Origin of the sequence: Intrasporangium sp. (assembly GCF_040414665.1) — a bacterium.
Taxonomy (GTDB): Bacteria; Actinomycetota; Actinomycetes; order Actinomycetales; family Dermatophilaceae; genus Intrasporangium.
In genome coordinates, this window is sequence record NZ_JBEDUL010000129.1 from 1 (window position 1) to 11,377 (window position 11,377).

An 11,377-nucleotide genomic window follows, 5' to 3' on the forward strand; every position below is an offset into this window, starting at 1 on the left:
GGGGCGTGGAGTGCACACTCGACGAAAAGGGTGTGTGGTGGCCACCCGGGTCCGTCTCAAAGCTCTCCGAGAGCGGTGACATGATGGCCGAGTGGCTGATCAGACTCCTGCCGACCGCGGGTCCACGTCCGGCCTGACCCACGTGCGCTCCGACGGAACGGCGCACATGGTCGATGTGTCCGCCAAGCAGGTCTCCGCGCGCCAGGCGAGCGCCCGGGGTCGCGTCCTGCTCAGCGCTGCGGCCGTCGAGGCCCTCCGATCCGGCGTCGTCCCCAAGGGTGACGCCCTGGCCGTCGCCCGCCTCGCCGGAATCCAGGCCGTCAAGCGCACTCCTGAGCTCATCCCGCTCGCCCACCCGATCGCGGTCCACGGAGTCGAGGTCGATCTTGCCGTGGCCGACGACGGGGTCGACATCGCGGCCACGGTCAAGACGGCCGACCGGACGGGCATCGAGATGGAGGCGCTCACCGCCGTGAGCGTGGCCGCCCTCGCCCTGATCGACATGGTCAAGGCCGTGGACAAGCACGGGCGGATCACCGACGTCCGGGTGACCGCCAAGTCGGGAGGAAGATCAGGTGACTGGCATGAGTGAGAGCACGCGAACCGACGTGCGGACCGACACAGAGGCTGAGCTCGTCGGAGCGGACCGGCGCGCCGTCGTCATCACGTCGTCGAGCCGCGCCGCTGCCGGCGTCTATCCGGACCGGTCGGGACCAGTCATCGTCGAACGGCTCCAGTCCTGGGGTTTCGCCACCGGAGCGTCGATCGTCGTCGCCGACGGGGACGAGTTCGGCCTGACGCTTCGCGACGTGCTCGCCTCCGAGCCGGACCTCGTCATCACCACCGGTGGCACCGGCCTGACGCCGACCGACGTGACCCCTGAGCAGACGATGCCTCTCCTCGACCGGCTCGTGCCGGGCATCGCCGAGGGCATGCGCGCGGCCGGCGTGGCCAAGGGTGTCCCCACCGCGATGCTCTCGCGTGGCCTCGTCGGGATCTCGGGCCGGTGTCTCGTCGTCAACCTGCCCGGCTCCCGGGGCGGGGTCACCGACGGGCTCGACGTGCTCGAGCAGGTCCTCGAGCACGTGCTCCAGCAGCTGCCCGGAGGGGACCACTGAGACCTCCCTGGCGCCGCAAGCCACAGCTCGCACCGTGGCCCATCATCCTGCGCGACCGGACGGCGGACCCGGAGGTCGTGCTGCGACCGCTGCGCATCAAGGACGAGGAGGAATGGCACCAGCTGCGTCGCGAGAACGCCCACCACGTCCGCCCGTGGGAGCCGACGCTGCCGCCGGGTTCGACCTCGCAGCCGGTGAGCTACCGCCAGTTCGTCCATGACCTCGACGAGGAGGCCGCGGCCGATCGAGCGATGCCGTGGTGCATCGAGATCGGCGGGCACATCGTCGGCCAGGTCCACGTCTTCGGCGTCACCCGGGCGGCGCAACAGTCAGCGGCCGTCGGCTACTGGCTCGCGGAATCGCAGTCAGGGCAAGGGATTGCGACGCGGGCCCTGGCCCTGGCGATCGACTACGCGCTCGGTCCGGCCGGCCTGCACCGGGTCGAGGTCAACATCCGGGTCGACAACGAGCGCTCCCTCGCGCTGGTCCGCCGCCTGGGGCTCCGTGAGGAGGGCGTCCGCGAGCGATACCTCCACATCGCCGGGGCCTGGCGGGACCACCTGAGCTTCGCCGTGACGAAAGAGGAACTCGAGGCTGAGGGGCTCGCCCCACGTTTGTCTCAGTTGTAACACCAGCCACTTGCGCGACACGCACCGGATATGCATCGGGTGGCCGCAGTAGCCGCCTACCGTGGGGTTCGTGCCTGCCAGCAGCGTCATCTTCGTTGTCATCGTGGCGCTCTGGGCTGTCTTCCTGCTGAAGCTCTGGTCGCGCCGCAGGGCGAACGGTGCGGCGGCCCGTTCGGTCGACGGCTACACCGAGGCGATGCGCGTGCTGGAGAAGCGACGGGTCCTTCCCAGCTCGGAACTCCCTGAGCGGCGGTCACATTCGCATGCGGTGACACCGGCCGCGGCCGCGGCGTCGGGTCGTCGCTCGCCGTTGGTCGCCCGGCGTTCGTCCGACGACGACCCGGCAACGAGCGGCACCCGACACGAGGTGGAGTCGATGAGCACTGCCCGAGCAACGGTCCCCGCCCAGAGGGCTCAGGGTGCGCCGCGTCGCGTGAGCCGCGCCCAGCGACTCCTGCGCGCGGCCCTCCTGCTCGTCTCCCTCCTCTGGGTGCCCGTGTCCGTCGCTCTCGCCGTCACCGGCGTGCTGCTCTGGGCGTCGGTGCCGCTCTCCGTACTGACCCTCGTCGCCGTCCTGGTCTGGCTCCGCACCGAGGCGCGGGCTGACCGGGCGCGCAGGGCAGGGCCTCGCCGGGCCGGGCGCCCGACCGCGCCGGCGTCAGAGCCGCGACTCTCCAGCGACGACACGCAGGTCATCCGCGAGCCGCAGCGCTACGCCGTGAGCCCGGCGGACGCCGCCGACCCCGCCACCACCGGTGAGCCGGCCACGACGGGAGCCGGGGTGGCAGCGGGAGCGAGCTCAGCGGCATACGCCATGGTGTTTGACGTCGAGGCGACGGAAGCCGCGACGCAGCAGCCCGCCGAGCCACCCGCGCCCGGCACGTGGAGCCCGGTGCCGGTGCCCACGCCGACGTACGCGATGAAGGCGAAGGCGGAGCCGCGCTACACGGAGAACGGCATCCCGGCCGACGTCTTCGACACGCCGGAGTTCGCGGACGAGGTCGACGAGCTCGACGACCGAGCGCTGTTCGCGCGCCGCGCCGCCTCGCAGTAGCGCGGGTACCCCCCAGTCAGGCGTTGGCGGGGGCGGATCCCTCCTCGGCCGATTCCTCCAGCTCCTCGTCGAGCTCCTCCTCAGGTTCCCGCATGAGCAGGTGCTTGCCGACGGCGTTGAGCACCGCAGCGAACGGGACCGCCGCCAGCGCGCCCACGATGCCCGCGATCTGCGACCCGGCGGCGATGGCGAGGATGACGCCGAGCGGGTGGACGCTCACGGCATGGCCGAGAAGCAGCGGCTGGAGGACGTGCGACTCGAGCTGCTGCACCCCGATGACGACCGCGAGCATGATGAGCGCCACCCCGAAGCCTTGGGAGACGAGCGCGAGGATGACCGCCACGGCGCCGGAGAGCAGCGCACCGACGATGGGGATGAAGGAGAAGAGGAAGACGAGCACCCCGATGGCGAACGCGAACGGCACCTTGAGGATCGCCGCACCGACGGCGATACCCACGGCGTCGACGAACGCCACGATGATCGTCGCGCGGACGAAGGCGGACAGCTGGTCCCACGCGATCCGGCCGGACGACGCGACGCGGGAGCGGGCCACCCGGGGGAAGAGCCGCACCAGCCAGTTCCAGATCCGCGGCCCGTCGTAGAGGAAGAAGAACAGGGTGAAGAGCGTGATGAAGATCCCGGCGATGAAGTGCGTCGCCGTCAGCCCGACACTGGCGGCGGTGCGGCCGAGGTTGCCGGAGCTGCTCACGCCGTCCCGGAGGCTCTCGAAATAGCGGTCGAACTCCGTGTCCGTGATGTTGAACGTCGTCCGCACCCAGTCACGGATCTGCTCCAGACCCGTGGCCAGCTGCGCTGTCAGGTCCGAGAAGCCGCTGCTGAACTGTTGGCCGACCAGGGTGAACAGGGCGCTGATTCCGACGAGAACGCCGGCGACGGTGAGGCCGGCGGCGGCGCCAGTGGGCATGACCCGCGCGAACCGCCGGGTGATCGGCACGAGCATCGCCGCCAGCAGGAGGGCCACGAGCAGCGGGATGACGATCTGGGAGAACTCACGCAGGACGAGGGTCGCGATGTAGAGCGCGGCGCCGATGACGAGCAGGCGCAGTGCCCACTCGCTCGCCCCGCGTACCGCGGGCGGGACGGCCGATGGGCGGGCGGGCTCAGCGAGGGGTGGCTGGGTGGCGTTGTCGGTCACGAGGACACGGTATGCCGCTGAGCTCGCTTCCGCGCTCAGGCGCCGTTGGATTCGTGGCCGGGGTCGTCGTCGGTGGCGGGGGAGGCGGGGAGACGGTCGAGCAGGGCGACGGCATCGTGGGGGGCGTGGCCCTTGGCGTCGTTGTCGAAGTAGACGTACGTGTCGTGTCCGTCGGCGAGCCAGCTGTTGATCTGGTCGGCCCACCGGTCGAGGGACTCGTCGGTGTAGCCGCTGGCGTAGAGCTCGGTCTCCCCGTGCAGGCGGACGTAGCGGAAGTCGCTCGTCGCGTCGTGCAGCTGGGGCCAGCGCCCGGCGCTGTCGGCGACGACCGTGCAGATGTCGTGCTCTGTCAGGAAGGCGCGGGCCTCGGCGGTGTCGAAGCTCTCGTGGCGGGGCTCGAGGGCGTGCCGGAGCTTCTGGCGGGTGAGGGCCTTGGTCGCGGCTCGGTCGTCGGGGACCTTGTCGTCGTGGCGTTCAGCCAGCTCGGCGGCTGCGCTGGTGGTGCGGGGGAGGAGCTCGAAGAAGGCAGCGAGACGGTCGGCATCGAAGCGGGTGCGCTCGGGCAGCTGCCAGAGGATCGGCCCGAGTTTGTCGCCGAGACCGAGCACTCCCGAGGCGAAGAAGTTGGCGAGCGGGGTCTCCACGTCGCGCAGCTGCTTGAGGTGGGTGATGAACCGGCCGCCCTTGACGGCGAAGACGAAGTCGTCCGGGGTGGCGTCGCGCCAGGTCTCGTAGGAGGTCACGCGCTGGAGCGAGTAGAAGGAGCCGTTGATCTCGACGGAGGTCATGCGCTCGGCCGTGTAGCGCAGCTCGTCCTTCTGGCGCAGGCCCTTGGGGTAGAAGTCGCCCCGCCAGCGCGGGTAGCGCCAGCCCGAGACTCCGACACGGGCCTGGCTCATGGTGTCGAGGCTAGTGCGGTTGACGCGCGGGGGAGGGTCACTCCGGTCGCCCGGGAAGGACGGCGCGCAGCACCCGCAGCGTGTTGCCGCCCATGATGGCCGCGATCTCCGTCTCGCTGCGGCCGCGGTCGAGCAGCTCCTGGGTGATGACGGCGAGGTCGCTGGTGTCCCAGCCGACCGTCACCGCGCCGTCGTAGTCGCTGCCGAGAGCCGCGGTCTCGATCCCGCCGACCTCGATGACGTGCTCGATGGCATCGACGACCGCCTTGGGCGTCAGCTCGCAGACGGCTGCGTCCCAGTAGCCGACGCCGACCACCCCGCCGGTCCGTGCGATGCCGCGGATCTCATCGTCGGTGAGGTTGCGGTTGACGTTGCAGGTCGCCTGGACGCCACCGTGGCTCGCGACGAGCGGCCTGGTCGCTCGGGCCAGCATCTCCTCGATGGCGGTGTGGCTCGCGTGGGCGATGTCGACGATGATGCCGCGCTGCTCCATCGCGTCGAAGGTCTGGCGGCCGAGGTCGGTCAGGCCGCCCTTGTCGACGCCGTGCATCGAGCCGGCGAGCTCGTTGTCGAAGAAGTGGGTGAAGCCGGCCATCCGCATGCCGGCTGCTTCGAGTGTGTCGAGGTTCTCGAGGCGGCCGTCGAGGTTGTGCAGGCCCTCGACGGAGAAGAGCGCTCCGGTCACGTCGTTACCCGCCTGTCGGGCGGTGACGAGCCGGTCCACATCTGCCTTGGTCCGGATCAGGATCAGGGCCCCGCCGGAGTCCTTGGCCGCCTGCTCGAGCTTCTCGGCGTGGTAGAGCGAGCGCTGCAGCAGCGAGCCCCACGTTCGTGGGGGCTGCAGCTGGACCATCGTGAGGAGCGTGATGGTGTCGGTTTCGGCGGTGTTGGACTCGTAGTTCTGACCCCGTGGTGACTTGGTCACTGACGAGAAGACCTGGATTGCGACGTGGCCGTCGCGCAGGCGCGGCAGGTCCACGTGGCCGCGGTTAGCGCGTTCGAGGAGGTCGCGGTCCCACATCAGCGTGTCGGCGTGCAGGTCGACGACGTGCAGCCGCTGGTGCAGGGCCCTGGCGCGCTCACTGACGTCGGGCATCGGGGCCTCGTCGAGCCTGTTGAGCGAGCTCTCGACGAGCCCTGGCCCGACGGTGACGAGGGCTGCGCCTGCCCCGACGACCACCACGCCGACAGCGATGAGGCCGCGCCGCAGCCGGCGCCGCTGTTCCCGGGTCATGACGCGGATGCTAGCTGCCGGCGGAGGGCTGGCTGTGCGGCCGGGGCCCTCGGCGGGTCCGCAGTCGCCCGCGCCTAGCATCGAGCGCATGAGCACAACTGGAGCTGCGCCGGCCCTGGCGGTGACGGGCTCGACGGGCTGGCTGGGCGGTCTCGTCGCGCGTGGTCTGGCGGAACGTGGGGTCGCCCAGCGCCTGCTGGTCCGCGACGTCGGGCGGGCACCTCGGGTGGCGGGGGCGACGGCGGTGCAGAGCGCCTACGGCGACTCGGCCGCGAATGCGGAGGCGCTGGACGGGGTGTCGACGCTGTTCATGGTGTCGGCCGCGGAGCACGAGAAGCGGCTCGACGAGCATCGGGCCTTCGTCGACGCAGCGGCTGGGGCCGGTGTGGAGCACGTCGTCTACGTCTCGTTCTTCGGTGCTGCGCCCGGGGCGACGTTCACATTGGCGCGGGACCACTTCGCGACCGAGGAGCACATCAAGGCATCCGGAATGGCGTGGACCTTCCTGAGGGACAACCTCTACCTCGAGTTCTCCGAGGCGATGGTCGGGCCGGACGGGGTGATCCGGGGACCCGCGGGCGATGGCCGGGCGGCGGTCGTCTCGCACGAGGACATCGCTGGCGTGGCGGTGACGGTGCTGCAGGAACCGACGCGCCACGCTGGGCAGACCTATTCGCTGACCGGGCCGGAGGCGCTGACACTCGCAGAGATCGCCGGCCTCCTCGCCGAGATCCGGGGTCGGGAGGTGCGGTTCCACGACGAGACGATCGAGGAGGCCTACCAGTCCCGGGAGGTCTACGGAGCGCCGGACTGGCAAGTCGAGGCCTGGGTCTCGACGTACCTGGCCATCAGGGCGGGGGAGTTCGACGGCGTGACGGACGACGTCGAGCGACTCACCGGGCGGCGGCCCGTGAGCCTCCGCGACTATCTGGCCGGTTCGGAGCGCAGCTCGTCATGAGGGCAGTCGTCTACGACGCCATCGGGGCGGCTCCCGTCGTCCGGGACGTGCCGGATCCCGTCGCGCCGGAGGGTGGTGTGGTCGTCGAGGTGCGAGCCACCGGGCTCTGCCGCAGCGACTGGCACGCTTGGGTCGGGCACGACGAGATCAGCCTTCCCCACGTGCCCGGGCACGAGCTCGCCGGCGTGATCTGCTCGGTTGGCGAGGGCGTCGAGGGTTGGTCAGTGGGTGACCGCGTCACCGTGCCGTTCGTCGAGGGCTGCGGTGCCTGCGATTGGTGCCACTCTGGGAACGCCCAGGTGTGTCCGTTCCAGGAGCAGCCGGGCTTCACCCATTGGGGGTCGTTTGCGCAGTTCGTTGCCCTGCACTCTGCCGAGACGAATCTCGTGCGGGTGCCGGACGGGGTGTCGTTCGAGGCGGCCGCGGCCTTGGGCTGCCGGTTTGCCACCGCGTGGCGCGCGCTCACCGATCGGGCGCAGGTCCGGGCCGGCGAGTGGGTCACCGTTGTCGGTGCCGGTGGCGTCGGGCTCTCCTGCGTCATGATCGGCAAGGCAATGGGGGCCAAGGTGATCGCGGTCGACCGGAACCTCGGCGCGCTGGACGCCGCCACCGCTGTCGGTGCCGACGTCACGGTCGCCGCGGAGGGCTCCGACGTGCCGCCCCTGGTGCACGAGCTCACCCTTGGGGGGAGCCACGTCTCCGTGGACGCGGTCGGCACCGAGGACACCTGCGCCGACGCGATCCTGTCTCTGCGGCGTCGGGGACGTCACGTCCAGATCGGGCTGCTGCCCTCGGTCGCCGGCCATCCCCGAGTGCCGATGTCGCGCCTGATCGCTTGGGAGCTGGACCTGCTCGGCTCGCACGGCATGGCTGCGGTCGACTACCCGGCCATGATGGCCCGTATCGCGTCGGGTGACCTGCGGCCGGAGTCGCTGATCGAGCGGGTCGTCGGGCTGGAAGAGGCGGCGACGCTGCTGCCCACCATGGACCGGGCGGTCGTCAGCGGCATCACGATGATCGACCCCGCTCGGCCGGGTTCGCCCGCAGCCAGGCCCTGACCGAGCCGCTCTCTGGTGCGCGTTTCACCTTGAAAGGGTGAGTGCGGGATCGGCGTGCCCACATAGCGTTCGAGAAAGGGCATTCCGGCCATCCGGTGGCCGGTGGCATGAAGGGAAGGATCGATGTCGAGTCAAGTTTCACCGACCAAGATGGCGTGGGCGGAAGGCCTCACGGTGTTCGCAGCGTCCCTCCTCGTCCTGGTCGGCATCTTCCAGGCGCTGCAGGGCCTCGCCGCGCTCATCAACGACCAGCGCTTCGTTGTGACCGGCAACTACATCTACAAGTTCGACACCACCCAGTGGGGGTGGATCCACCTGATCCTGGGCCTCGCCGCAATCGGACTGGGCGTCGCCATGGTCATGGGCCAGACCTGGTCGTTCATCGTCGCCATGGTCGTCGCGGTCCTCTCGGCCGTGGCGCAGTTCATGTGGCTGCCCTACTACCCGGTCTGGGCCATCGTCATCATCGCGTTGGACGTGGCCATCATCTGGGCGCTCGTCACTCAGCTCGCCAGGTCCAGGACGGCCTGAACGCGCGCAGCAGACATCGTTCGTCGCATGCCCGCAGGCGACGACGGGCGATGTCTGGCAGCGGATTTCGCGGCCTGAGTGCGCGTCGATAGGGTCGACCCGAACTGGTGCGGGGCGATCGGAGTGGACGGGCATGGACGAGACCTTTGTCGACGTTCAGCGGGGAGACCAGCTGGGCGAGGCATATCGGCGCCGCATCACCGAGGTCTATGTGGGCAGTTTTGCCCAGGACTTCGTCGCGTTCTCGCGGGACACCAGCAGGTTGGCCGACGCCTTCGAGCACATGTTGCTGCTCAATCGGTTCTACATCGCGCTGGTGGATGGAGAGCCAGCCGGACTTGCCTCGCTCACCGAGGGTGACCAGACCGTGTTCGCGCCGCGCTGGAGGGAGATCCGCCGTCATCTCGGGCTGGTGCGCGGGCTGCTCGGCTATGTGGTGATCCGGACGTGGTTCATGAGCGCTTCGGAAGGCGCCCGGCCCGGCCTCGCCGAGATCGGGTTCGTCGCCACCGAGCCGGCCTATCAGGGTCGCGGCGTCGCGACCGCGTTGCTGCGTCACCTGTTGGCGCTTCCCACCTATCGCGAATACGTGCTCCGGGACATCAAGGACACCAACGAACCCGCCCTCGGCCTCTACGCCAAGCTCGGCTTCACGGTGTACAAGCGTCGGAAGGTGCGCTTTGCCCGTCGTGCGGGATTCACCGAACTCGTGTCGATGCAACTCGTCCAGGACCCGGTGTCGCAACCCGCCCCAGAGCGATGATCCAGCGGCTGCCGTCGACAACACGGTCAGCAAGGCCAGCGCCCATCACGCGTTGATCGGCGATGCGCATGTCGCTCATGCGAAGGCGAGGGAGCGGGACCTCGAGTCGCCGTGAGCGCGGATCCCGACCACAAGGCGCGTCACGCCGGCACCCGGACACCCGTCGGTCGACGTGGGACCCAGGGACGGTCATGCTGTCAAGGTGAGCCCGCACCGGCTGTGCGGCTGCGCTGACGAGATCCTGAGGTGACCACTGTGGAGAAGCATTCATTGACGGCCTTGGCCCGGACGCAACTCGAGGGAGCACGATCGTCGTCGACGGGACGCAGCGCCCGCACCGTCTACGGCGGGCACGAACACCAGCTGCGCCAGACCGTGATCGCGCTGCTCGAGGGACAGGTGCTCGATGAGCACGAGAGCCCGGGCGAGGCCACGCTCCACGTCCTGGGCGGCCGGGTCCGCCTCGTCACGGATGAGGTGTCGTGGGACGGCGCGCCCGGCGACCTCCTCGTCATCCCGCCCGCCAGGCACAGCGTCGAGGCGGTCAAGGACAGCACGATCCTGCTGACGGTCGTCAAGAGTGCCTGACCAGCCGCCTGGTCAAACGTAGGTCGTGGCGGACTCGTCCACGATCGGCGATACCCCTGCTCGGCCGCCGGCAATGATCGCCTCATCGAAACCCTGTCACGAAGGAGTCAGATCGTGTCCACCATCGCCATCATCGGAGGCACGGGCTACACCGGCGCGAACGTAGCCCGGGAGGCTGTGGCCCGAGGCCACCAGGTCGTGTCCTGGAGCCGCAACGCGCCGACTGATCCGGTCGAAGGAGTGCGCTACGAGACCGGCGACGCTGCCGACGCCGTGGCGATCATCCCCGGGGCGGATGCCGTCGTGCTGACGCTGTCACCGCGCGGGGAAACAGCTGGTCGACTGATCCAGCTCTACCCGTCGTATGCCGCGGCCGCGGCTGAAGCCGGTACCCGGCTCATCATGGTGGGAGGGTTCTCCTCGCTGCGTCCGGCGACGGGCGAGCCTCGGTTTGCCGAGGGCGAAATCCCTGAGCAGTTCCGTGAGGAGGCGCTGGAGGGAGAGGCCACCAGGCATTGGCTTGCCACGTCGGCTCCGGCGGAGCTGGACTGGGTGTTCGTCAGTCCCGCCGGCGGTTACGGCGCCTGGGCGCCGGGCGACAAGACGGGGACATACCGCGTCGGCGGTGAGATCGCACTCTTCGACGCGGAGGGAAAGTCGGAGATCTCCGGCCCCGACTTCGCCGACGCGATCGTCAACGAGGTTGACCGGGCTGAGCATCACCGAGAGCACATCTGCGTCGCCTACTGAGCCAGCTCCCACATCGCATGGTCCCTGATGCGGCCGCGTTCAGGCCGCCAAGCGGCTATGGCTCCGCCCAGCCGGCTTCCCTGTGTTCCCGGTAGACGTGGCTGAGAAGCTGACGGTCGGGGGCAGACATCGACCATGCCCCGTTCACATATCCCTCGAACTCGATGTACGAGGCTTCCCCGCCGTAGCCGGAGAATGTAATCCAGAGCTCGAGCACCGTGGCGGAGCCGCTGCTGATCGACTGCAGCAGGCCAGCGGCGAGCGGTGTGGCTACAGACGCATGGTCGAGTCGGGGCGGCAGATGTGGCCGGCCTCCCACGGGGGAGACACCCGCTCTGAGCAAGACCTGATTGAACTGGTGCGTCCCGACGACGTCAGCGCGAAGCCCTTCGGCGGCATGAGCCCGCTCGATGGCACGCTCGAGGTGCTCGTTGGCCCGCGCGAGTCGCTCGTTGGCGAGCGCGACACGGTCAGGCCCGCTGAGGCAGGCTCCGGTGAGCAGCTCCGCCCGGCGACGACGGCATTGCTCCGCGCGCTCTCTCGCCGCGGTGGCTGCTGTCCTGAAGGCGGCCGTGTGGCCGTCTCGCGTCCCCACCGGCTCAGTATGGCAAGCGGTGACGTGACTCCGTCGTATGTCCC

General features: G+C 69.8%; 14 protein-coding genes. 10 read left to right on the forward strand and 4 right to left on the reverse strand.

The features are described from left to right. Positions 1-91: 91 nt before the first annotated feature. The 4 genes from moaC to ABF401_RS13420 all read left to right on the forward strand — a co-directional run bounded on the left by moaC (position 92) and on the right by ABF401_RS13420 (position 2,801). Entirely contained in the window at positions 92-592 is a 501-nt protein-coding gene (gene moaC / locus ABF401_RS13405; RefSeq protein ID WP_353510062.1) for a cyclic pyranopterin monophosphate synthase MoaC, read from the forward strand. Continuing rightward, entirely contained in the window at positions 585-1,118 is a 534-nt protein-coding gene (locus ABF401_RS13410) for a MogA/MoaB family molybdenum cofactor biosynthesis protein (RefSeq protein WP_353510063.1), read from the forward strand. Before moaC ends, ABF401_RS13410 begins: the two co-directional genes overlap by 8 nt. Positions 1,119-1,195: 77 nt before the next feature. Next, a complete protein-coding gene (locus tag ABF401_RS13415; RefSeq protein ID WP_353510064.1) occupies positions 1,196-1,747 on the forward strand; it encodes a GNAT family N-acetyltransferase in 552 nt (183 codons plus the stop codon). 70 nt (positions 1,748-1,817) lie between these two features. Then, positions 1,818-2,801, forward strand: coding sequence for a hypothetical protein (locus tag ABF401_RS13420; protein ID WP_353510066.1), 984 nt, complete (start codon positions 1,818-1,820; stop codon positions 2,799-2,801). A gap of 16 nt (positions 2,802-2,817) precedes the next feature. Here the strand turns inward: ABF401_RS13420 and ABF401_RS13425 are convergent, their stop codons facing one another. Genes ABF401_RS13425 through ABF401_RS13435 form a run of 3 tightly spaced genes read right to left on the reverse strand, consistent with a single transcriptional unit; the run spans position 2,818 to position 6,090 of the window. Beyond that, the gene (locus ABF401_RS13425) at positions 2,818-3,957 is read right to left on the reverse strand and encodes an AI-2E family transporter (RefSeq protein WP_353510067.1); all 1,140 of its coding nucleotides are present in this window, start codon (positions 3,955-3,957) and stop codon (positions 2,818-2,820) included. Between the two features lie 35 nt (positions 3,958-3,992). Beyond that, positions 3,993-4,856 carry a DUF72 domain-containing protein gene (locus tag ABF401_RS13430; protein WP_353510068.1) on the reverse strand — a complete coding sequence of 288 codons (864 nt, stop codon included), beginning with the start codon at positions 4,854-4,856 and terminating at the stop codon, positions 3,993-3,995. Between the two features lie 37 nt (positions 4,857-4,893). Next, positions 4,894-6,090 carry a dipeptidase gene (locus tag ABF401_RS13435; RefSeq protein WP_353510069.1) on the reverse strand — a complete coding sequence of 399 codons (1,197 nt, stop codon included), beginning with the start codon at positions 6,088-6,090 and terminating at the stop codon, positions 4,894-4,896. A gap of 88 nt (positions 6,091-6,178) precedes the next feature. Between ABF401_RS13435 and ABF401_RS13440 the strand changes: the two genes are divergently transcribed. From ABF401_RS13440 to ABF401_RS13465, 6 genes are all read left to right on the forward strand, one after another. Then, a complete protein-coding gene (locus ABF401_RS13440) occupies positions 6,179-7,048 on the forward strand; it encodes an SDR family oxidoreductase (protein WP_353510070.1) in 870 nt (289 codons plus the stop codon). Next, entirely contained in the window at positions 7,045-8,106 is a 1,062-nt protein-coding gene (locus ABF401_RS13445; RefSeq protein ID WP_353510071.1) for an alcohol dehydrogenase catalytic domain-containing protein, read from the forward strand. The genes ABF401_RS13440 and ABF401_RS13445 overlap by 4 nt, the downstream gene beginning before the upstream one ends. A 123-nt stretch (positions 8,107-8,229) precedes the next feature. Further along, on the forward strand, positions 8,230-8,637 hold the full coding sequence (locus ABF401_RS13450) for a DUF7144 family membrane protein (RefSeq protein WP_353510072.1): 408 nt from the start codon (positions 8,230-8,232) through the stop codon (positions 8,635-8,637). Positions 8,638-8,770: 133 nt separating this feature from the next. Further along, positions 8,771-9,400: a GNAT family N-acetyltransferase gene (locus tag ABF401_RS13455; RefSeq protein ID WP_353510073.1), complete on the forward strand. Its 630-nt coding sequence runs from the start codon at positions 8,771-8,773 to the stop codon at positions 9,398-9,400. Between the two features lie 246 nt (positions 9,401-9,646). After that, positions 9,647-9,988: a cupin domain-containing protein gene (locus tag ABF401_RS13460; protein ID WP_353510074.1), complete on the forward strand. Its 342-nt coding sequence runs from the start codon at positions 9,647-9,649 to the stop codon at positions 9,986-9,988. Positions 9,989-10,102: 114 nt separating this feature from the next. Next, a complete protein-coding gene (locus ABF401_RS13465; RefSeq protein WP_353510075.1) occupies positions 10,103-10,738 on the forward strand; it encodes an NAD(P)-dependent oxidoreductase in 636 nt (211 codons plus the stop codon). Between the two features lie 55 nt (positions 10,739-10,793). Here the strand turns inward: ABF401_RS13465 and ABF401_RS13470 are convergent, their stop codons facing one another. Next, positions 10,794-11,333, reverse strand: a complete 540-nt coding sequence (locus tag ABF401_RS13470) for a hypothetical protein (RefSeq protein WP_353510076.1) — start codon at positions 11,331-11,333, stop codon at positions 10,794-10,796. Positions 11,334-11,377: the final 44 nt, after the last annotated feature.